Source organism: Prescottella defluvii (genome assembly GCF_000738775.1).
GTDB classification, from domain to species: domain Bacteria; phylum Actinomycetota; class Actinomycetes; order Mycobacteriales; family Mycobacteriaceae; genus Prescottella; species Prescottella defluvii.
This window is the reverse complement of record NZ_JPOC01000040.1, coordinates 38,605-59,016: the sequence shown is the minus strand read 5'-3', so window position 1 is coordinate 59,016 and position 20,412 is coordinate 38,605. Positions and strand designations below refer to the sequence as shown.

The following is a 20,412-nucleotide window of genomic DNA, read 5'->3' as shown; positions in this document are numbered from 1 at the left end:
TCGCGAAATCATGGATCGTTCGCCGACAATTACTGCTGCACAAGGGCAGTCAGCGACCTCCCCTCTGTGCCGGTACGCGTGCCGGCACAGAGAGGCGGTGGAGCATCGCCGAGAAGTGGAAGGCTCGAGCAGTCAGGAGGCGTCTGCGAGATAGGCGGTGGCCTTCATCTCGACTCGCGGGTTCCCGGCCGAGCCGGCTCCGAGATGGGCTACTCCGACCGCGGTCCACGCCGGGTACGGCTCGCGAATGAACCGTTCCTTGACCGCCGTGAAGGCGCGCAGGTCGCCTTCCAGGTCCGTGTGAAAGGTCACCAGTTCGACCACATGGGCCAGCACGGCGCCGGCGGCAGCGAGGATACGTTCGAGGTTTTCGAAAGCCAGCGTGAACTGCGTCGAGGGGTCATTCGGGATGGTGCCGTCGGGATGCTGCCCGAGCACTCCTGAGCAAATGACGAAGTCCCCGGCTCGGACGGCAGGAGCGATATGCCAGTGCCGGTATACGTGGTCCAACTCCGGAGGCACGATTGGGCCGTTCGAAGACAACATCTGGGGGTCCTTTTCTAGGTGGGTACATTGACCGGGTCAGGCCGTGGCGACCTCCCGCAGCGGGGACACGACGTCCGTTGCCCACCGAGCCTGGAAGGCCGCGTGCGGTATCCCGTCGGTCCATGCCCCGTCGATCGCGAGACCTGCAGTGAGTCGGCCGATTTCGTCGGCGGCCATTGCACCCCGCTCGCCCTCGATCGCCACAACCGTGCGCTCGTCCACCAGATCGATGTAGGGCAGTCCGGTCGGCGTCTCGCACACCATGCACGGCCGCGTACGGGCGGCACCGAGGGTCTTTCCCGGGAGCAGTTCGGCGAGCAGATCCAGTGATTCGTCGATGTCCTGCCGGCGGCCGCCGGTGCGCACCCAGCGCGCGATCGCCTCGGCGGAATCGAGCGGGTTGTCGAGAAGGCTTCTACCGGAACACTTCAGATACCACCGGCCATCCGGATACTGCAGCGGCGACATGACGATTCCGCCGAAGACCATCTCCTCACCGGATGCCTTCAGGTACATCATGGCTGGAATGTCGAACTCGGCCGGATCCGACACCTCGACGAGGACGACCGTCGCACCGTAGGTCCGCATGTCCAGCGACTTCGGAAGGAGACCACCGACGTTGGTCGCGGCACCCGTTGCGATGACCACTTTTCCGGCACGCCAGGCTGGTCCCGACCGGGAGACGACGCGAACCCCCTGCTCCGTGCGTTCGACGCTGTCGACCACGTCGCGGACCAGCACGGCGCCCTGGGCGACCGCGGCGGCCAGTTCGGCCTGCACCAACCCGCGCGGATTCACGATGAAGGCGTCACGCTGCACGATGCCGACGTGGCCGGGCGCGAACCGCAGGTCCGGGTATTCCCGCCGCAACTCTTCGGCGCTGAATTGCTCTACGGCAACGTTCAGATCGGCGGCGTTGTCAGCGAGCAGTCCTCGATTGAACCAGTCGGCGAGCCCGCCCCCCTCGGAGTCGTCGGGCATGACCGTCAGCGACTGCCGCGGCGTCGCGAACTGCACACCGGTACGTTCCTGCAGATCGGCGAAGCGCCGGATCGACCTCATCGCCAGCATCGAGGTCATGAGCGGAACCTCGAGGACGTGCGCCAGTCGCCCCTGGTCGTAGTAGCCGGCCCACACTCCGTCGTGGTCCGCGAACCCCGAGGGCTCGTCCGGTCCGACGACGAGCACCGTGGCGCCACGTTCCGTCAGGTGCCGCGCGGTGGCCGCACCCAGGGGCCCCGCCCCGACGACGACGACATCGAAACAACCTTCATCGTGCATCAATTCTCCTCGTTGACTGGTCTGGTTCCGACTTCGCCACGCGCAAGGCTCGATCGCGATGCCGTCACGGCCGCAATGCTCTGAGAGGCTGGAGCGGCCTGTTCGGCTGCGTGTGACGGAAATCATCCATCGCCGACCAGGCTAAGTCAACACCATGTGTCGTTAACAGTTTGTTGCGGAGAAGGAGACGGCGTTGAGCGACAAGCCCGAGCGGGTGCGAACCGGTGGCCGGAGCGAGAAGGTACGTGCCGCGGTCGGCGAGGCATGCCTGGGATTTCTTGCCGAAGGACGCCTCGACTTCACCACCGTCGAGGTCGCTGCCCGCGCCGGCGTCAGCCGCAAGACGATCTACCGGTGGTGGCCCACGCACAACGATCTACTCGTCGAGGCGGTGTCGATGCACGTCCGCCAGGTCGACCCGCCGGACACGGGGTCGTGGCAGTCCGACGTCCGCGCCTTCGCAGAACAGATCGCCGAGTACGCGGACAGCCCCGTCGAGGTCGCCTCGGCGGCACTCATGGCGAGCCGGCGTTACCCCGATTTCAACCAGCTCGTCCTCGAGCAGTACAAGCCCGTTCTCGATGCGTGGCGACAGATGGCGCAGCGCGCGATCGACCGAGGCGAGGCCAATGCCGACCACACGCCCGAGGCCATGGTGAATGCGTTGGCCGCCCCCTTGTTCATGGGCCCGATGATGCTCGGCCGCAGAGCATCCGCTGAGGAGTTGGACCGAATCGTCGGAATCGTGCTGGCCGCCACCCGACCACACCACCCGTCCTGACCCTCGACGCGGCCGGACGCGCGGAGCACGCTCAGGCGTACGCCAGCGCGAGGAGGGTCCGCACGCCGTACACGAGGGCACGCTCGTCCAGGTCGAAGTTCGGCGTGTGAAGATCGTGCCGCGGGCTGGTGCCGTCCCAGACACCCAGCCGCGCCATGGCACCGGGAACGTGTTCGAGGTACCACGCGAAATCCTCACCGCCGCTGGACTGTCCGGCCTCGGCCAGATTCTCGAGACCCACTACGGACGCGATCGCGGCGATCAGTTCGCCGGTCGCCTCGGGGTCGTTGACCACCGGCGGTACGCCCTGCACGTAGTCCAGTTCGTGGTCCACCCCGTAGGGTGCGAGCAGGTCCGAGACGGCGCGTCGCACCAGTGGTTCCACCGTCGCCCACGTCTGGTGCGACGCACTGCGCAGCGTGCCCACCAGTTCCCCCGACTCCGGTATCGCGTTGCCGACCCGGCCGGCCCGGATGCGACCCCACGTCAGCACGGTGGCTGTGCGGGCGTCGAGTCGGCGATCGAGCACCGACGCCAGCCCGGTCACCAGTACGGCCGCAGCGTGGATGAGATCGCCCGTCAGGTGCGGACGTGCCGAATGCCCGCCCGGGGAGGAGAGTCGCACCGTGAGCATCGCACCGGACGACGTGATCGGGCCCGCGCGGGTGGCGAGTTGGCCGACCTCGAGCTGAGGTGCGCAGTGCAGGGCGAAGATTCGCGAGACACCCTCGAGGGCACCGGCCGCGACGACGTCGAGCGAACCTCCCGGGGTCGTCTCCTCCCCCGGCTGGAAGATCAACCGCACCCGCTGCCGCGGTGGCTCGGCGACGAGCGCGGTCGCGGCCTCGAGAAGCATCGCGGTGTGTGCGTCGTGTCCGCACGCGTGGCTCACGCCGTCGACCGTGGACGCGTACGGCGCACCGGTGGCCTCCGTCAGCGGGAGCGCGTCGAGGTCGGCCCGCAACGCGACGCACGTCGGGGTGTCGGGCCCGACGTCGCACCACAGGCCGGTGCCGGCCGGCAGGACGACCGGATCGAGCCCGAGCGAAGCCAGGTGATCGCGCACCAGCGCGGTCGTCCGGAACTCGGCGAAGGACAGTTCGGGGTGGGCGTGCAGATCCCGCCGCCACGCGACGAGCCGGTCGTTGTCGATACGCATGGGCAGCACCCCCGTCAGATCGCCGACACCCGGGCGCCGGACCGGGCCAGCCGGCTGGTCAGCCACTTCACCATCGTCTTCGCCAGCGTGTCCCGGTTCTCCCGCTTGACGATGTCGTGGCCCTCGTCGTCGAACAGCAGCAGTTCGGCGACACCGCCGTGGGCCCGCACCGACGCCACCACCTGTTCCGACTCGCTGACCGGCACATTGGTGTCGTGGGCGCCGTGCACCACCAGCACCGGTGCCCGCAGGGCGTCGACGCGGTGGATCGGCGACAGTTCCGCCAGCAGTTCCCGGTCGTGCTCGGGGTGCCCGTACTTGGGATAGGCGGCGGCCGCGATCCACGGCTCGGTGTTGGCGTAGAAGGTCTCGAGGTTGCTCATGCCGCAGACGGCGATACCGGTCGCGAACAGGTCGGGGTGGAACGTCAGGGCCGCCAACGTCAGATAGCCGCCGTACGAATGCCCGGCGCACGCGATCCGCGCGGGGTCGGCAACGCCGTTGTCGACGACGTGGCGGACACAGTCCGCGACGTCGTCGATGCCCGCGAATCGGCCGTACCGCTCGTCGGCGTGCATGAAGGTGCGGCCGAATCCGCCCGAGCCGCGCACGTTCGGCGCGAAGACGGTGATCCCGGCCGCGACCAGCGCCGGGAAGTAGTCGCTGTATCCGGGGCGTTCCTGGAGCTCCGGTCCGCCGTGGAACCACAGCATCACCGGACCGGGTTCGTTCCCCGGCGCGCGGTACAGCCACCCGGTCAGGGGCAGCCCGTCGCGCGCGGTGAGCTCGACGAGCAGCGGGGCGTCGGCCCGGGCGATCCGGGTCCGGGCCGGCTCCACCGGACCCCACTCACCCGTCCGCGGGTCGACGATCTCCACCGACGGCGGCATCCCGGGCCCCTCCACCGTGACTGCGAGCAACGAGCCGTCGGCACTGATGCTCAGCTCCGACGCCACCAGTCCCGGCAGACCGATCGGAGAATCGAACGTGCCGTCCGCGAGATGCAGGATCTGTAATTCGCTCAGGCCCTTGTAGTTCCACAGCAGTGCCACGGTGCTGTGGTCGTCACTGACGACGAATTCGTCGAGTCCGCAGTTGTCCCGCTCGGCCAGCACCCGGTAGGAGACGCCACGCTCGGACGCCGCCACACCGAGCAGTCGCGCGAACTCGGCCCCGTTGTCGCTGCGCACGAGCGCGCGGATGTACTTGTCCGGCTCACCCTCGCTCGATGCCCAGGGCGACCGATGCTGGCCGAGCACACCCAGCAGGCGGTGGTCGTCGAGGAGAACCCCCGCATCGGTGGTCGACCCGAAGTCTGCGGGCAGCAGCGGGATCCGACTTCCGTCGGCGCGCTGCAGCAGCAGTTCACGATGCCCGCGCGGGCCCACCCGCAGCAGCGCCGATCCGTCCCACGCGTCGACGAGGAAGCTGCCGACACGACGGTCGAGGACGACGATGTCCTGGCTCTGTGGATCCACCAACCTGGCCTCGGCCACACCGTCCTCGTCGGTCGCGGTGAGCACCACCAGGTTCCCGTCCCAGCCGATCAGCTCGGTCGAGACCGCGCGCTGTGACCCGACCAGGCGGGCCGAGCGGTCCTGCGGGTCGGTCTGCACGACCCACACCTGGGTGCGGTTGCCACCGTGCGGCGCGACCTGGCACGCGAGCCACCCGCTGTCCGCCGAATGCACGATCCGCGTGACGGGGCCGGGCACGGGCAACTCGACGCGACGGTCCGTGCTGCCGTGCCGGCCGGACAGGAACCGCTGCACGGCCCACGGGTATCCCCCGTCGTCGACGATGTGGGCGAATCCGGTCGCATCCGGCGACACCGACGCACCCGATGTGAAGCGGATATGCTGTCCGCCTTCGCGTTCCGTCGAGACTCCGGCGGTCACAGCCGCTCCATCGCCTGCAGCCACATCTCCAGCAGACCCACCTGCCACAGGGTGTTCACGCCACGGGCGGTGCGGATCTCGTTGGGGGAGGCGAACAGTGCGTCGAGCACCTCGGGCCGGAACAGCCGTCGCTCCCGGGCGCCGCGACTGCTCAGCGCGTCCTGCACGAGGGCGAGGACACCACCCTCGAGGTGCCGTATGCCCGGTACCGGGAAGTAGCCCTTGGTCCGGTCGATCACCGCGTTCGGGAGCAGGCCGCGACTGGCCTCCTTCAGCACACCCTTGCCGTCGCCCGCCAGTTTGAGGTCCGTCGGGCAGGTGGCCGCCAACTCCACGAACTCGTGGTCGAGGAACGGCACCCGCGCCTCGAGTCCCCACGCCATCGTCATCGTGTCGACCCGCTTGACCGGGTCCTCCACGAGCATCACCGTCGTGTCGAGTCGCAGTGCGGCGTCGACGGCGGTGTCGGCGCCCGGCGCCCGGTGGTGCCGGACCACGAATTCGGTACTGACGTCGCGATCGAGGCAGTAGTCGGGATCGACCAGGGCCGCGATGTCGTCGTGGGTGCGGTCGAAGTACACCTTGGCGTAGGCCTCCGCGGACTGTTCCCGCGCCACCCCGACCAGCGGGGGATACCAGTGGTAGCCGCCGAGGATCTCGTCCGCCCCCTGGCCGGACTGGACCACCTTGACGGATCTGGAGACCTCCTCCGACAGCAGGAAGAACGCCACGCAGTCGTGGCTGAGCATCGGCTCGCTCATCGCCTCGATCGCCTTCGGCACCGCCGCCGGGAGCCGCGACGGATCGATGTGGATCTGCCGGTGATCGGTGCCGAACGTCCGGGCCACGAGATCGGAGTAGACGTACTCGTTTCCCGATTCTCCTCCGGCCGAGTCGAATCCGATACTGAAGGTCGCCAGGTCCCGCTGCCCCTGTTCGGCCAGCAGGGCCACGAGCAGACTGGAATCGATGCCACCCGACAGCAGCACCCCCACTGGGACGTCGGCGACCATCCGGCGGGACACCGCCGTGCGCAGCGAGTCCATCAGGGCGTGCTGCCACTGCTCCGCCGTCCACGACACCCGCTCGGGCGACGGCTCGAACAGCGGTTCCCAGTACTGCCTTTCGGTGGCCGTTCCGTCCGGACGCACCACCCGGATCGTCGCCGGCGGCAGCTTGCGGACACCCTCGAACATGGTGTGCGGCGCCGGCACGGCCGCGGCGAAGCTCAGATAGTGGTGCAGGGCGACACGATCGATCGTGGTGTCGACGCCACCTCCGTGCAGCAGCGCCGGCAGCGTCGACGCGAATCGCAACCGCCCCGGCTGCTCGGTGAAGTACAGGGGCTTGATCCCCAACCGATCACGCGCGAACGTCACCACACCCGAATCGATCTCGTGGACGGCGAAGGCGAACATTCCCTTGAACCGCTGCACGCAGTCGGCCCCCCAGCGGTGGAAGCTCTTGAGCACCACTTCACTGTCCGCGGTCGAGAAGAACCGGTAACCCGCCTGCTGCAGCTCCGCCCGCAACTCCTTGTAGTTGTAGATGCAACCGTTGAACACCAGCGACAACCGCAGTTCGCTGTCGACCATCGGCTGACCGCCCCGAGCCGACAGGTCGATGATGCACAGGCGGCGGTGGCCGAACGCCACCGACTGCTGTGCGTACGCGCCGGCCGCATCCGGCCCGCGGGTCACCATCGCGTCGGTCATCCGTGCCACCGCGGCGACGTCGGGCGTCGCCCCGTCGAAACGAACCTCACCGCAGATGCCACACATACTCGGCCACTCCTCCTCGGGTCTCGGCCGCCAGCAGGTCCACGACGTCGGTCAGGCTCCCGCGCCTACGCAGGCTCCGCCGCTGCCGCGCCGACGAACTCCCCACCTGCAGGGTGACGTCCGCCAGTTCGGAGACCACGTCCCAGTCGCCGGTGGACTCGAGGTGGGGCCGCAGCGACCGGATCAGCCCCTCGACCACCTGCGACGCGGGTCGCGGCGCCACGGCTTCCACGTCCACGAGGTCGCCCTCGAGGCCCGAACGCGCGGCGCGCCACATGGCCGCGCGCACCAGCGTCGGCGAAACCTGCAGTGGCGGTCGCCCCTCGTGGAGGGCGACGGCCTCGCGATCGACGAGGGCCCGGAACAGCCCGGCGACGAGCGCGATCGTGTCCACCGACGGGCAGCTGTCGCACACCCGCAGCTCGAGCGTCGAATACCGATCGGACGGTCGCAGGTCGAAGTAGACCATCCCGGGGCCGCTGATCACGCCGCTGCCGACGAGGTCGGCGATCAGCCGGTCGTATTCCGCGGCGGACTGCACCGGCGCCGCGGGACCGGTGGTGGGCCAGCGGGTCCACACCAAGGACCGCATGCTGGCGTATCCGGTGTCGGTGCCGTCGGCCCAGAACGGCGAACTCGCGCTCAGGGCGAGGAAGATCGGCAGGTACGGCGCCACGCGATTGGCGATCTGCACGGCCTCGTCACGGTCCGCGACGTCGACGTGCACCTGGGTGCCGCAGATCAGCTGCTCGCGGGCTAGGAGTTGGTAGTCGGCGAGCATGCGGCGATACCGCGGGGTCTCGGTGACGGCCATCTCGGCGGGCACCGCGAGCGGCACCGCGCCCGCGGCCACCACCCCGACGCCCAGGTCGGCGGCGGCCTCGACGAGGACCTGTCGCCGGCGGATCAGGTCCGCACGGAGATCGACGAGGTGTGCGAACACTCCGCTGTTGACCTCCACGACGCAGCGCTGCAGTTCCTCGACGTAGACGTCCCCCGGCAGGCGCTCGAGCAACTCGGGTGCGCGCGTGACGAGCCGACGGGTCTCCGCGTCGATGAGGTGGAACTCCTCCTCGACGCCCAGCTTGCGAACTTCGTCGGTCACCATGGCGATCTACCTCGCGCCCCGCGAAGGCGTGGCGGGCGTCGGGCTCATCCAGGGGTCCTCTCCGGGATTTCGACCGCACGGCATTTCAACCGCGCTGCCCGACCAGTCTTCGCACCCTGGTGGCCGATTCACACACATAGCGATATTCGTTAGCGTGTTGAGACCAGGAGCGGCACTGCGACTCGGACAGACAACGAATGCCTACAGCAAGGTGATCCAGTACGAGCAGAAGCGGTGGATCACCAAGGCTGCGACACCGAGGAACCACGGAACTACCGCGCCCCACCACAGCAGTTGGGGTCGAGCACCACGCGAAGCGCGTCCAACGAGTCGCCGCGCGCCCGATAGAAGACATTCATGCCGCGCCGCTCCGATTCGACCATGCCGGCCTTCCTGAGTTGCCCGAGGTGGTGGCTGACGGTCGACTCCGCCAGTCCGACGCTGGTGGCCAGATCACATGTACAGACCTCTCCCCCGGCGGCGGTGAGCAGAATCGAGACGAGCTTGATCCGGACCGGGTCCGCGAGCGCCTTCAAGCGGAGCGCGACCTGCAGTGCGGCGTCGTCACTCATGGGCGCCGCCGATACCGGCGCGCAGCAGATCGGTGCACTGACATCGACGATGGGCAGGGCCTTGGGCATGCCGCCGATCCTAGCCAGCTCCTTGACTTATGTCGAAAAGGTGGCAACCTGAAGTCCGCAAGTAGTTCGATATATGTCACATAGCCCGGAGGCAGTCATGTCACGCGCCCAACTCGCCCTCAACGTCGACGACCTGCAGGAGGCGGTCACCTTCTACTCCAAGCTGTTCGGAACCCGGCCCGCCAAGCTGAAGCCCGGCTACGCGAACTTCGCGATCGCCGAACCGCCGCTGAAACTGGTACTGCTCGAGAATCCCGGTAAGGGCGGCACGATCAACCATCTCGGCGTCGAGGTCGAATCGAGCGCGAAGGTGCACGCGGAGATCGCCCGCCTCACCGACGAGGGCCTGTTCACCGACGAGGAGATCGGCACCACGTGCTGCTTCGCGACCCAGGACAAGGTGTGGGTCACCGGCCCGGCCGGTGAGAAGTGGGAGGTATACACCGTGCTCGCCGACTCCGAGACGTTCGGCTCCAGCCCACAGCACCTCGAGGTCTCGGCAGCCGAGAACGGGGCATGTTGCGGCACAGCCGTTCCGGACGAATCCGCATCGACCGGATCGTCCTGCTGCTGAACAGTCCTCCCTGTCGGCTACGGCAGGAGCTCGGCGATCAACGCGTCCACCCGCGAGCGAATCTCGTCACGAATGGGCCGGACGGCGTCGAGCCCCTGCCCGGCGGGATCGTCGAGAACCCAGTCGCGGTAGGACTTCCCGGGAAAGACCGGGCAGGTGTCACCGCAACCCATCGTGATCACGACGTCGGCGGCCTGAACCGCGTCGACGGTGAGGATTTTCGGTGACTGCGTCGAGATGTCGATGCCGATCTCGGCCATCGCCACGACGGCCGCCGGGTTCACCTGGTCGCCCGGCGCGCTGCCGGCGGAGCGGACCTCGATTCGATCCCCCGCCTGATGAGCAAGGTATCCGGCCGCCATCTGGGACCGGCCGGCGTTGTGAACGCAGACGAAGAGCACACTGGGAACGCGCAAGGTTTCAAACCTCTTTCGACACCAAGGTATTCGCGGACTCGATTCGGGCGAAGCGCTTGCGCAACGCGAGCGAGACGTAGACGAGCCCGACGAGCACGGGGACTTCGATCAGTGGACCCACGACGCCGGCGAGCGCCTGCCCGGATGCGGCACCGTAGGTGGCGATGGCGACCGCGATCGCGAGCTCGAAGTTGTTGCCCGCCGCGGTGAACGCGAGAGTGGTGGTGCGCTCGTAGCCCAGACCCATCACCGCGCCGAGCAGGTAGCCGCCACCCCACATGATCGCGAAGTACGCCAGCAGCGGGATCGCGATCCGCACGACATCCATTGGCCGTGAGGTGATCTGCTCACCCTGCAGCGCGAAGAGAATCACGATCGTGAACAGCAACCCGTACAGCGCCCACGGACCGATCCTCGGCAGGAACGTCGACTCGTACCACTCGCGCCCCTTGGCCTTCTCCCCGAAGTGGCGGGTGAGAAACCCAGCCAGCAGCGGGATCCCCAGGAAGATCAGCACCGACTTCGCGATCTGCCACGGGGAGGTGTCGATCGTGGTCTGCTCGAGGCCGAGCCAACCCGGTAGCACCGAGAGGTAGAACCAGCCCAGAACCGCGAACATGATCACCTGGAACACCGAATTGATCGCCACGAGCACGGCGGCCGCCTCCCGGTCGCCGCACGCGAGGTCGTTCCAGATGATCACCATCGCGATGCAGCGCGCGAGGCCGACGATGATCAGACCGGTCCGGTACTCGGGCAGATCCGGCAGGAAGATCCAGGCGAGCGCGAACATCAGCGCCGGGCCGAGGACCCAGTTGAGCAACAGCGAACCGGCCAGCAACCTGCGATCGCCGGTCACGGCGTCGAGACGGTCGTACCGGACCTTCGCCAGCACCGGATACATCATGATCAGCAGACCGAGCGCGATCGGCAGCGAGATGCCGTCGAGTTCGACGGCACCGAGCGCGTCGCCGAGTCCCGGGATCATCCGGCCGAGGAGCAGGCCGGCGATCATCGCAACACCGATCCACACCGGCAGGAACCGATCCAGTGTCGAGAGCTTGCCGACGACAGCAGAGGGCACGTTCGCGTCGGTCACAGCCCGACCTCGACGGTCGGCGCGCAGGCCGAGCCCGCGACGACGCCCACCGTCGGCGACAGTACCGCCGAAAGCTGTTCCAGTGCTGACGGAATCACCCGGTAGTACACCCAGGTGCCGCGCCGCTCCGAGCCGAGCAGGCCGGCCTCCCGTAGCACCTTCAGGTGGTGGGAGATCGTCGGCTGGGACAGATCGAAGGCTGGCGAGATGTCACAGACACAGCTCTCCCCACCCTCGTGCGCGGCGATGAGGCTCAGCATCCGCAGCCGCACCGGATCGCCGAGCGCCTTGAACATCCGGGCAAGATCGGCGGCCTGACCCGGCTCGATGGCCTGCCCTCCGATCGATGCACAACAGTCCGCCACTTGATTCGACATGCGTCTATATTGACATCTATCTAATCAATGAGCTCGGGGGGGTCAGCGGCAAGTCACTCCGCGACTGTTCGGAAACCGAGCATCATGTCGTGGTCCTCGTGGTCGAGCATGTGGCAGTGCCACACGTAGCCCTGCAGCGGTCCGGTCGCCGCGGGGGCGGTGTCGTGACCTGCGTGCGCGGGCGTGCCGTGGCCGGACGGTGCCGGGGCCGGTGCCGCGATCTCGCCCACACCGAACGTCGCGTCCGGGTCGAATCCCAACCGGTCGGCTGTCGGGAACACCGCCACGATCCGCGTCACCGTTCCCGGGTTCGTCACCACGGTGTCCTTGCGTCCCGCCTCCCACGGTTCGGGCGGGACGAGCGGCGAGGTGACGAACGCGTCGACCGGCGGAGCCCACCTGGTGCCGACCGGCGGTTGCGGATTCTCCTGCACGTACCGCTGCACGTCGATGCCCTGTCGACCGAGGACCCGGAAGTTGACCAGGTGCAGGTGGATCGGGTGCGGTTCGGGCGTGACGTTGACGATGTTCCACTGCTCGACCGTGCCCTGCCGGGGCATCTCGATGTCGGAGTCACCGAACCGAAGGTTGTTGAGCGACATCAGCACATTGCCGCTCGACGGGTCGGGCAACTGCAGCACGGTGACGGTCCGCTGCACCTGCGGCACCGGCACCGGTTCCAGGTCCGCGGGTTGTCCCGACCCGCCGCGAAGGGTTTGCGGGACCCCGCCGGTGAATCCCTTGCCGTCGGCCACCCGGAAGCGACAGAACAACGGCATCGCCCGCACACCCTGCTGAGCAGCCCCCAGCGGCGGCGGTTCGTCGTTGCACAACTCCACCGTCGAACCGCCGTCCAGAACACCGAAATCCACCAGGAGATCAGCTCTCTCGCCGGGCGCGAGCCGTATCCGGTCGACCGCGACGGGGGCCGGTAGCAGTCCACTCTCCATTCCCAGGACCCAGAACCGCATCCGGTTGCCGAAGAACAGGTTCCACACACTGAACGACGCGGCGTTGAGCACCCGAAGCCGGTACATTCCCCGGGCCACCTCGAGTTGGGGCCAGATCTTGCCGTTCACGACACCGACGTCGCCGGGGGTGGCCGGGTTCCACCGGCCTTGCGGGAGGAGCGGCGACACCCGGACGCTCTGCCGCCCGTCCGCGGTGAAGAGCTTCTCCTGCAGGACCAGGGGAAGCTCGAACTCTCCCGACGGCAACCCCCACGCGTTTCCTGCTGTGCCCGTGTCGAACTCGTCTCGCAATAGGCACACTCCGGCGAGCCCGGCGTACACGTTGAGCCGGGTGATCCCCATCGCGTGGTCGTGGTACCAGAGTTGGGTGGCCTCGTGACCGTTCGGAAAGTGATGCACGTGCCCCTGTCCGGGCCGCTGCAGGAACGCCGGGTGGCCGTCGTGCTCGGGTGGTGTCACCGCCCCGTGCAGATGCATCGACGTGGGCACCGATGTCCGATCCTGCTCGGTGACGCCGTGCAGCGTGGTGTCGAAGTCGGCGGCCAGTGGGTGCACCCCGATCTCGTTGCGGTAGGAGACCGTCAGCGGGTCGCCCCGGTGCGCCTCGATGGTGGGGCCGAGATAGTCCATGCCGCCGTAGGCGAGCGTCGGCGCCGGGGCGAGGTCGCGGTGGAACCGATGCGTCGTGCTCGCGGCGCGCAACTCCAGTTGCGATCCGGACAGCACCGGAATTCGGGGCAGTTCGTCGACGAACGGTTCGATACGTGGCGACGCGAACAACTGCGGCCGGGACGGGTCGATGTTGCCGAGATCGCCCAGATCCTGTGCCCGCACCGTCGACGCCCCCACGGTGGCCGCCCCGACGCCCGCGGCACCGGCCGTCCACGCGAGGCCGCGGTTGAAGGCACGCCGCGAAATCCGTCCGCTCATGTCACCGTCACACTCCCCGTGGTCGCCCTACCGGAGTACGCCCGCCCGACGGTACGCCGGAACCGTCTGCCGCCCTGATGCTTTGCACGCATCCCCCTCGATTCCCCGTCCCGTTCCCGGCGAGGCGGACGAATCGCCCCGCGGAACCCTTTCCACTTCGCGGGAAGCCATGTGGCGGGCGGCAACGATTCGAGACAGGCTGGAGCGTCCGGATGACATTTGCGACAGACAGAGGCTGACGATGACCACCGAAATCAGTTACGAGGACTCCAAGCGGGAACTGCACACCGATCAGGGTGTGCTCCGCTACCACCAGGCCGGCGACGGTCCGCCGCTGCTACTGCTGCACGGCTCGGGCCCCGGTGTCACCGGATGGCGCAACTACCGCGGCGTCCTCGCGGACTTCGCGGAACACTTCACCTGCTATGTCCTCGAGTTCCCCGGCTTCGGCGTCTCCGACCCGTGCGACGGCCACCCCATGGTCGAGGCCGTGGGCGCCGTCCCCGTGTTCCTCGACGGCCTCGGCCTCGACGCGGTCGACATCATCGGCAACTCGATGGGCGGCGGCGTCGGCGCCAACATCGCGATCTCGCACCCCGACCGGGTGAAGAAGCTCGTCTCGATCGGCGGCATCGGCAAGAACGTCCTCTCCCCCTTCCCGGGCGAGGGCATCAAGCTGCTGACGGAATTCACCGACAACCCGACCCGCGAGAGCCTGATCCGCTGGCTGCACTCGATGGTCTACGACCCCGCGATCGTGACCGAGCAGCTCATCGAGGAACGCTGGGCGCTCGCGACCGAGCCGAAGACGCTCGAGATCGCCCGCCGCATGTACAGCAGCAAGGCGATGGCAGGGATGGCGGCGGCAGCCGCGCAGGCCGATGTCACCCCGTACTGGGCGAAGCTCGGCAAGATCAAGGCCCCGACCCTGATCACGTGGGGTCGCGACGACCGCGTCAGCCCCGTCGACATGGGTCTGCTGCCGATGCGCGACATCCCGAACGCGGAATTCCACGTGTTCCCCAAGTGCGGCCACTGGACCATGATCGAGGCCCGTGACGCCTGGCTGGCCTCCGTGCTGTCCTTCCTCCTGCGCGACCTCGGGTGACCCGAGTGCGCTGACGGCACTCTCCGCGACAGGCACCGCGAGGGTGGCGTCGACCGAGATCTCCTACGCTGTCGGAATCCGCCGGGGTGGCAACCGCCGCCCCGGCGCTGGCCTTTCGAAGGGGATGCCGTGCGGTCGTCGAGGTTCAATGTCGCGCTGGCGCGGGAGGCGCTGGCCGCGCGGTCGGAGTCCGCGCAGGGCTGGTTGCGCGGCACCGCACCCGGTCGGACGGTTCAGCGGATGCTGTCCGGCTTCGTCGACATCGAGTGGGCGGACCGGTCCATGACACTGGCGGCCCAGTCGTTCACGTCGGTGCTGCCGGTGGTGATCGTCGCATCGACGATCGGTAGCCACGACACGTTCACCAAGGGCTTCTTCGACCAGTTCGGTATCGACATGGACAGCGTCGACGTGAGCACGGACGGCCTCGGCGTCGACGATCCGTCGTTCGCGGCCTTCGGCATCGTCGGCCTGCTGATGGTCCTGCTCGGCGGGACGTCCTTCGCCCGCGCCCTCGGCCGGATGTACGGGCGGGTGTGGCACGTCCCGACGCTGAAGTTCGCGAGCTGGTGGCGGTGGATCGCGGTGCTGCTGTCGGTGGCGGCGAGCGCGGCCCTGATCGGCGCCACCCGGGCACTGCTCGGCGTGCCGTACCTGGGCGGGTCGCTCGTCCTCGTCGCCCAGTTCGCCGTCTGGGCCGGGCTGTGGACGCTGGTGCCGTACCTGCTCACCGAACGCCGTCTCTCGGCCCGCGTGTTGTGGTCCACCGGGGTGATCACCGCCGCGGGGCTGACGGTGCTACGGATCGGCGGCAACGTCGTCCTGCCTCGGACGGTGGCCACGGCCGAAGCCAAGTTCGGGGACCTGGGCCTGATCTTCACCGCGATCGGCTGGATGTTCGTCGCGTGCGGAATCGTCGTCGGTGCCTCGGTGATCGCGAAGGCGCTCGCGCTGGACGAGGGGCCGATCGGCCGGTACCTGCGCGGACCGGCGGAGCCCCTCACCGAGACCGTCTACCCTCCGAAAACCCAAGCGTCGCAATGATTGATCGACCGTCCAGATCATACCGTTACAGCATCGTTACCTAGAAGACTGACCACTCGGTTTGCCCTGTTCATGGCGCTGCCCCGCCCACGCGGACCCGTCACCCTACGCCGGGCCCTCGGCCGATACGACCCATTTGACCGACTTTGCTGTTGCAGCCCCGACGTATGGCGTCGATGGTGGAGGGGTGATCTTGGTGTCGGGATTGCGCCAACCCGGATCACGTTCCGATGGTTCACATTTGGAAGGGGATGAACATGCAGTTGCGTAATCGGAAGGCACTCGGTCACGCGGTCGGTGGGGCTGCCATCGTCGCCGCGGCAGCGCTCGCAGCACCCGCTCTGGCCTCGGCCGAACCGGTCGAGCTCACCAGCCCGACCGTGACGACCGCCGTCGACGGCAACACTCTCTCGGTCACCGTCGCCAACACCAACGAGGACCCCACCACGAGCTGCGGCGCCTTCGCGCTCGAGGCCGCCAAGCTGCCCGCGTTGCAGCAGGATCCGAGCAAGATCACGGAGCCGGGCTTCCTGTCGTGGCAGACGGACGTGGCCGAACGAGTCGGCCCGGGCGCTGAGGACACGTTCACCACCGATCTCGGAAACGGCATGTACGCGGTTGTCGGCGAGTGCATTTCGCTGACCGACCCGGAACAGCCGGCGGTGGGTGAGGCTCAGATCGTGCCGGTCGGCGGCCTGCTCGGTAGCGTCGACCTCGGCAGCCTGCAGGACATCCTGCCGGCCGACCTCGATCTGGGCAGCCTGCAGGAGCTGCTGCCGGCAGACCTCGGCGATCTACTCGCGGGGCTCCCTCTCGGCTCCACGGGCCCGGACGCGTAACGCAGGGCCTCGCGCCTCCCCGGTTGCGGCGCCGACACCCGCTCGGGTGTCGGCGCCGCAACCCGGTCGGGTGTCGGCGCCGCAACCCGGTCGGTGGGCACCGAGAGTTCGCATCGGCCACGATTCTTCCCGAGCACGCCCGCCGACCCCTGCTCCCGGCCTAGCCTGAACAGCACGGCACATCCGGTTCGAGATCCGGAAGGAGCACTCGATGAGCGCGGAACCGACGGTTCGAGTCACCCGTACCGCAATCAACTGGCGGCGACTGTGGGCGGGTGGTGTCGCCACTGCGATCGTCGCCGCACTCGCCGCCGTGGTCGGGGTGCTGGCGGTGCGCGGCCCGATCGACACCCCCGTGATCTCACCGCCGCACACGCCGTGGGATTCGCAGGTCACCACCGTGGCCGTCTACTCCGCGATCGCGGCACTGATCGCGACGGGACTGCTGCACCTTCTTCTCATCTCGACGCCGCGCGCGTCCGTCTTCTTCTCCTGGATCGGCATCCTGGCGACGGCCGCCGCGGCCCTGTGGCCGTTCAGCGTCGACGCCACCACCAAGTCGCAGATCGCCAGCGGGGCCATCTACCTCGTCGTCGGCATCGCGATCGTGTCGCTGCTGTCGGGGGTCGCGGCATCCGCGCAGAGCACCTTCACCGCACGCCCCTGACCGGGCCGGCCGGCGGTATGCGCGAACCGCGCGCGACACACCCGTGAATTGCCGCTAGCGCAGGTAGCCGTGGTGCGCGACGGGTTCGACCGCTCCGCCGTCGTGGGCGGCTCTCCGTAGACCCCGGATCAGGATGTTGCGGAGTTCGCGCGGGTCGATGACGTCGTCGTAGAACAGTGTCTGCGCCAGCGCCCAGGGCCCGGAGGCCTCGTTCTCGACCAGCGCCCGCCGCGTCTCGTCGTCCTCCTTCGCCGTCCGGCCTCCGACATCGGCCGGAATGCCACCGAGGGTGACGGCGGGGAACGCGAGCGTCATGGACTGGTCGTCGTACGGGTTCATCCCCATCACCGAGCTGCCGAACCCGAAGGCCTTGCGGACCGTGATGTGGAACTTGGGGGTCCGCAGTCGGTGCTGCGCCGTGAACATCCGGGCACTGGCTTTGAGGATGCCGGCCTGCTCGGACGCGCTGCCCGCCATCACCCCCGGATTGTCCGCGAGGAACACGACCGGAAGGTGGAACGCTCCCACCAGTTGCAGGAAGGCGGCGGCCTTGTCGGCGGCGGCCACCGTCACCGACCCGGCCATCACGCTCGGCTGGTTGGCCACCACTGCGACCGCGTGCCCGCCGATCCGGGCCAGAGCGGTGATGATCGACTTCCCGTAGGTGGGTTGGATCTCGGTGACGGTGCCGTCGTCGGCCAGCCGGTCGACGACGGCACGCATGTCGTAGGGCCGCTTCTGGTTCACCGGGATCAGGTCGAGCAGTTCCGGCAGTGCCCGCTCCCCCACGTCGTGGTTGCCCTGCGCAGGTCCGGCCCACGGCGGCCGCTGCCACGCACTGCTCGGGAAGTACGACAGGTAGCGGCGAGCCAGGGCCAGGGCGGCCTCGTCGGAGTCGGCGAGATTGTGCGCGACACCGGAGGCGTCGATCGCGACCCGTGGGCCGCCGAGTGCTTGTTTGTCGACCTGTTCGCCGGTGGACGCCGCCACCAGCGGAGGCCCGGCCGTGAACAGCGCACCGTGGCCGTCCACCATGATCACGAAGTCGGACAGCGGTGCCGCGAGGGCCCCGTGACCGGCCGACGGCCCGGTCACGATCGCGACCGTCGGCACCAGTCCCGAGAGGTCCGCCATCGCCTGGAGGTCGTTGGGCGCGGGCCGGTTCCGCTCGAGCGCGTTGGTGGCGCGATGCCCGGCCCCCTCGAGCATCGTCACCAGCGGAATCCGGTTTCGCAGCGCCAGTTGGGCCGCACGTGTCCGCTTGGTCGCCGCCGCGGTGCCGATGGACCCGCCGGCGACGGTGAAGTCCTCGGCCCCGACCATGACCGGTCGGCCGTCGACCAGGCCCGATCCGGCGACGAACGCGTCGGCCGGAATGCCGTCTCCCGCGAGCAGGCCGAGTTCGTCGAACGACTGCGGGTCGAGCAGGTGCTCGATCCGGGTGCGCGCATCGAGTCGCCCCGCCGCCCGGTACCGGGCGACCTTCTCGGCACCGCCCATCGTCTGCGCCGCCGTCTTCCGGTCGGCCAGACGTTCCAGGAGCGGTGCCCACTCCCGACTGTTCCCAGCGTCCATCGTCGATGTCCTTCCCGATCCCGCGAGTGAACCGGATCACGTCGGCCACCGTCGATGCCAACCTACGGCCGATCGCACTCGGCGGCAAAAGGACTCGGCAGCCCCTGAACCTGGCCCCGCGGTCCCCGAGAGCAGACTTGTCGGTCGGTCGTGCTTCGATGCACCCATGACATCGCCTTCGATCGAACCGTTGCGGCTTTTCGAGACGTCCCCGGGCAACTGGTCGCTGATGCTGACGGACCAGCATTTCGGCACGGTGGCAGCAGTATTCGAGCAGGTGGAGGGTTTCGAAGGCTCCGGGTACGACTGGGCCTCGGTCGCCCACGCCGTGGTCGGGCGCGACGCACCCCACCTGGAGGAACGCTTCCGCACCGATCCCGAGGCCGGGATGTTCGTCGCGTACGGCACCGACCACGACGCGCTCGCCGAACTCGGCACGATCCTGGCCAGGGCGTACTCCGATTCCGAGTATCTCGGTGGGCTGGTCGCGATCGCCGAACTCGACTGAACCGGTTCCCGAACGGAAGATGCCCCGTACCGAATCCGGTACGGGGCATCTCCGACAGCGACTGGGCCTCTAGCGGACCAGCAGCTCGGCGATCTGAATCGTGTTGAGCGCCGCACCCTTACGCAGGTTGTCACCCGAGACGAACAGCGCCAGACCGCGCCCCTCGGGGGCACCCGGGTCCTGACGGATCCGGCCGACGAGGGACACGTCGCCGCCGGCGGCAGCCAGCGGATTCGGCACGTCCACCAGTTCGACGCCGGGAGCGGCGGCCAGCAGTTCCTGGGCACGCTCCACCGACAGCGGGCGCTCGAACTCGGCGTTGATCGCCAGCGAGTGACCCGTGACGACCGGGACACGCACGCACGTGCCCGACACCAGCAGGTCCGGCAGGCCGAGGATCTTGCGGCTCTCGTTGCGGAGCTTCTGGTCCTCGTCGGTCTCGCCGCTGCCGTCGTCGACGAGCGCGCCGGCCAGCGGCACCACGTTGAACGCGATCGGCGCGACGTACTTGTCCGGCGCCGGGAAGTCGACGGCCGCACCGGAGTGCACCAGCTTCTCGGCGTCGTCGGCGACGGCACGCACCTGGCCGACCAACTCCTCGACACCGGCGATGCCGCTGCCGGAAACAGCCTGGTAGCTGCTGACGATCAGGCGCTGCAGGCCCGCCTCGTCGTGCAGCACCTTGAGGACCGGCATCGCGGCCATCGTGGTGCAGTTCGGGTTGGCGATGATGCCCTTCGGCGGGTTCTTCGTCTCCTCCGGGTTGACCTCGCTGACGACGAGGGGAACCTCGGGATCCTTGCGCCATGCCGACGAGTTGTCGACGACGATCGCGCCGGCCGCCGCGAAGCGGGGAGCCTGCGCACGCGACAGCGTCGCACCGGCCGAGAACAGCGCGATGTCGATGTCCTTCAAAGATTCATCGGAAACATCCGCTGCGTCTTCCACAACAATTTGCTCCCCGCGGAACGGCAGCGTCTTGCCCGCCGAACGCGCCGACGCGAAGAACCGCACCTTGTCGGCGGGGAAGTTGCGCTCCTCGAGCAGGGTGCGCATGACGATGCCGACCTGACCGGTCGCACCGACGACTGCAATCGTGGTCATCTCGA

At 68.4% G+C, this 20,412-nt stretch carries 19 protein-coding genes and 1 pseudogene; 7 read left to right on the top strand and 13 right to left on the bottom strand.

Going from position 1 to position 20,412, the window contains the following annotated elements:
• Positions 1–132: 132 nt before the first annotated feature.
• On the bottom strand, positions 133–546 hold the full coding sequence (locus IJ15_RS0115485; protein ID WP_081880757.1) for a RidA family protein: 414 nt from the start codon (positions 544–546) through the stop codon (positions 133–135).
• Positions 547–582: 36 nt separating this feature from the next.
• Positions 583–1,827, bottom strand: coding sequence for an NAD(P)/FAD-dependent oxidoreductase (locus tag IJ15_RS0115480; RefSeq protein ID WP_031939256.1), 1,245 nt, complete (start codon positions 1,825–1,827; stop codon positions 583–585).
• A 193-nt stretch (positions 1,828–2,020) separates the two neighbouring features.
• On the opposite strand from IJ15_RS0115480, the gene IJ15_RS0115475 reads away from it, so the two are divergent.
• Complete coding sequence (locus tag IJ15_RS0115475; protein ID WP_031939255.1) at positions 2,021–2,608, top strand: TetR/AcrR family transcriptional regulator; 588 nt, start codon at positions 2,021–2,023, stop codon at positions 2,606–2,608.
• Positions 2,609–2,639: 31 nt separating this feature from the next.
• Here the strand turns inward: IJ15_RS0115475 and IJ15_RS0115470 are convergent, their stop codons facing one another.
• From IJ15_RS0115470 to IJ15_RS0115450, 5 genes and pseudogenes are all read right to left on the bottom strand, one after another.
• Positions 2,640–3,767 carry an amidohydrolase gene (locus IJ15_RS0115470; protein WP_031939254.1) on the bottom strand — a complete coding sequence of 376 codons (1,128 nt, stop codon included), beginning with the start codon at positions 3,765–3,767 and terminating at the stop codon, positions 2,640–2,642.
• 14 nt (positions 3,768–3,781) lie between these two features.
• Positions 3,782–5,665: a S9 family peptidase gene (locus tag IJ15_RS0115465; RefSeq protein WP_407984089.1), complete on the bottom strand. Its 1,884-nt coding sequence runs from the start codon at positions 5,663–5,665 to the stop codon at positions 3,782–3,784.
• Positions 5,662–7,446, bottom strand: coding sequence for an N-acetylglutaminylglutamine amidotransferase (locus tag IJ15_RS0115460; protein WP_031939252.1), 1,785 nt, complete (start codon positions 7,444–7,446; stop codon positions 5,662–5,664). Before IJ15_RS0115460 ends, IJ15_RS0115465 begins: the two co-directional genes overlap by 4 nt.
• 13 nt (positions 7,447–7,459) lie before the next feature.
• Positions 7,460–8,554: pseudogene (locus tag IJ15_RS0115455) on the bottom strand (carboxylate-amine ligase); the annotation flags it as partial.
• Between the two features lie 272 nt (positions 8,555–8,826).
• The gene (locus IJ15_RS0115450; protein WP_031939250.1) at positions 8,827–9,195 is read right to left on the bottom strand and encodes an Rv2640c family ArsR-like transcriptional regulator; all 369 of its coding nucleotides are present in this window, start codon (positions 9,193–9,195) and stop codon (positions 8,827–8,829) included.
• 97 nt (positions 9,196–9,292) lie between these two features.
• Between IJ15_RS0115450 and IJ15_RS0115445 the strand changes: the two genes are divergently transcribed.
• On the top strand, positions 9,293–9,769 hold the full coding sequence (locus IJ15_RS0115445; RefSeq protein WP_031939249.1) for an ArsI/CadI family heavy metal resistance metalloenzyme: 477 nt from the start codon (positions 9,293–9,295) through the stop codon (positions 9,767–9,769).
• 17 nt (positions 9,770–9,786) lie between these two features.
• Here IJ15_RS0115445 and IJ15_RS0115440 read toward each other — a convergent pair whose 3' ends face one another.
• From IJ15_RS0115440 to IJ15_RS0115425, 4 genes are read right to left on the bottom strand one after another with little or no spacing between them, the layout of a single operon-like run.
• Complete coding sequence (locus tag IJ15_RS0115440; RefSeq protein ID WP_031939248.1) at positions 9,787–10,185, bottom strand: arsenate reductase ArsC; 399 nt, start codon at positions 10,183–10,185, stop codon at positions 9,787–9,789.
• Positions 10,186–10,189: 4 nt separating this feature from the next.
• Positions 10,190–11,284 (bottom strand): ACR3 family arsenite efflux transporter, encoded by a 1,095-nt coding sequence (gene arsB / locus IJ15_RS0115435; RefSeq protein WP_031939247.1) that lies wholly within the window; start codon positions 11,282–11,284, stop codon positions 10,190–10,192.
• Positions 11,281–11,661 (bottom strand): ArsR/SmtB family transcription factor, encoded by a 381-nt coding sequence (locus tag IJ15_RS0115430; RefSeq protein WP_081880755.1) that lies wholly within the window; start codon positions 11,659–11,661, stop codon positions 11,281–11,283. Before IJ15_RS0115430 ends, arsB begins: the two co-directional genes overlap by 4 nt.
• A 53-nt stretch (positions 11,662–11,714) precedes the next feature.
• A complete protein-coding gene (locus IJ15_RS0115425; protein WP_031939245.1) occupies positions 11,715–13,562 on the bottom strand; it encodes a multicopper oxidase family protein in 1,848 nt (615 codons plus the stop codon).
• Positions 13,563–13,803: 241 nt separating this feature from the next.
• On the opposite strand from IJ15_RS0115425, the gene IJ15_RS0115420 reads away from it, so the two are divergent.
• The 4 genes from IJ15_RS0115420 (at position 13,804) to IJ15_RS0115405 (ending at position 17,220) form a co-directional block, all read left to right on the top strand.
• Positions 13,804–14,670, top strand: a complete 867-nt coding sequence (locus tag IJ15_RS0115420) for an alpha/beta fold hydrolase (protein ID WP_031939244.1) — start codon at positions 13,804–13,806, stop codon at positions 14,668–14,670.
• A gap of 129 nt (positions 14,671–14,799) precedes the next feature.
• Positions 14,800–15,714 (top strand): membrane protein, encoded by a 915-nt coding sequence (locus IJ15_RS0115415; protein ID WP_031939243.1) that lies wholly within the window; start codon positions 14,800–14,802, stop codon positions 15,712–15,714.
• A 257-nt stretch (positions 15,715–15,971) separates the two neighbouring features.
• Positions 15,972–16,553 (top strand): hypothetical protein, encoded by a 582-nt coding sequence (locus IJ15_RS0115410; RefSeq protein WP_231569548.1) that lies wholly within the window; start codon positions 15,972–15,974, stop codon positions 16,551–16,553.
• A gap of 211 nt (positions 16,554–16,764) precedes the next feature.
• Positions 16,765–17,220 (top strand): DUF6069 family protein, encoded by a 456-nt coding sequence (locus IJ15_RS0115405; protein ID WP_031939241.1) that lies wholly within the window; start codon positions 16,765–16,767, stop codon positions 17,218–17,220.
• A gap of 54 nt (positions 17,221–17,274) precedes the next feature.
• Here IJ15_RS0115405 and IJ15_RS0115400 read toward each other — a convergent pair whose 3' ends face one another.
• Positions 17,275–18,795 (bottom strand): acyl-CoA carboxylase subunit beta, encoded by a 1,521-nt coding sequence (locus tag IJ15_RS0115400; protein ID WP_031939240.1) that lies wholly within the window; start codon positions 18,793–18,795, stop codon positions 17,275–17,277.
• 166 nt (positions 18,796–18,961) lie between these two features.
• Between IJ15_RS0115400 and IJ15_RS0115395 the strand changes: the two genes are divergently transcribed.
• A complete protein-coding gene (locus tag IJ15_RS0115395; RefSeq protein ID WP_031939239.1) occupies positions 18,962–19,303 on the top strand; it encodes an Imm51 family immunity protein in 342 nt (113 codons plus the stop codon).
• Positions 19,304–19,372: 69 nt separating this feature from the next.
• Here the strand turns inward: IJ15_RS0115395 and IJ15_RS0115390 are convergent, their stop codons facing one another.
• A complete protein-coding gene (locus IJ15_RS0115390; protein WP_031939238.1) occupies positions 19,373–20,407 on the bottom strand; it encodes an aspartate-semialdehyde dehydrogenase in 1,035 nt (344 codons plus the stop codon).
• Between the last annotated feature and the right edge of the window lie 5 nt (positions 20,408–20,412).

Coding starts and splice junctions, on each gene's coding strand:
- IJ15_RS0115430 (WP_081880755.1), bottom strand. CDS start 11,661: ATGTCGAATCAAGTGGCGGACTGTTGTGCATCGATCGGAGGGCAGGCC.
- IJ15_RS0115485 (WP_081880757.1), bottom strand. CDS start 546: ATGTTGTCTTCGAACGGCCCAATCGTGCCTCCGGAGTTGGACCACGTA.
- IJ15_RS0115390 (WP_031939238.1), bottom strand. CDS start 20,407: ATGACCACGATTGCAGTCGTCGGTGCGACCGGTCAGGTCGGCATCGTC.
- IJ15_RS0115480 (WP_031939256.1), bottom strand. CDS start 1,827: ATGCACGATGAAGGTTGTTTCGATGTCGTCGTCGTCGGGGCGGGGCCC.
- IJ15_RS0115405 (WP_031939241.1), top strand. CDS start 16,765: ATGAGCGCGGAACCGACGGTTCGAGTCACCCGTACCGCAATCAACTGG.
- IJ15_RS0115460 (WP_031939252.1), bottom strand. CDS start 7,446: ATGTGTGGCATCTGCGGTGAGGTTCGTTTCGACGGGGCGACGCCCGAC.
- IJ15_RS0115470 (WP_031939254.1), bottom strand. CDS start 3,767: ATGCGTATCGACAACGACCGGCTCGTCGCGTGGCGGCGGGATCTGCAC.
- IJ15_RS0115445 (WP_031939249.1), top strand. CDS start 9,293: ATGTCACGCGCCCAACTCGCCCTCAACGTCGACGACCTGCAGGAGGCG.
- IJ15_RS0115425 (WP_031939245.1), bottom strand. CDS start 13,562: ATGAGCGGACGGATTTCGCGGCGTGCCTTCAACCGCGGCCTCGCGTGG.
- IJ15_RS0115420 (WP_031939244.1), top strand. CDS start 13,804: ATGACCACCGAAATCAGTTACGAGGACTCCAAGCGGGAACTGCACACC.
- IJ15_RS0115400 (WP_031939240.1), bottom strand. CDS start 18,795: ATGGACGCTGGGAACAGTCGGGAGTGGGCACCGCTCCTGGAACGTCTG.
- IJ15_RS0115395 (WP_031939239.1), top strand. CDS start 18,962: ATGACATCGCCTTCGATCGAACCGTTGCGGCTTTTCGAGACGTCCCCG.
- IJ15_RS0115450 (WP_031939250.1), bottom strand. CDS start 9,195: ATGCCCAAGGCCCTGCCCATCGTCGATGTCAGTGCACCGATCTGCTGC.
- IJ15_RS0115410 (WP_231569548.1), top strand. CDS start 15,972: ATGCAGTTGCGTAATCGGAAGGCACTCGGTCACGCGGTCGGTGGGGCT.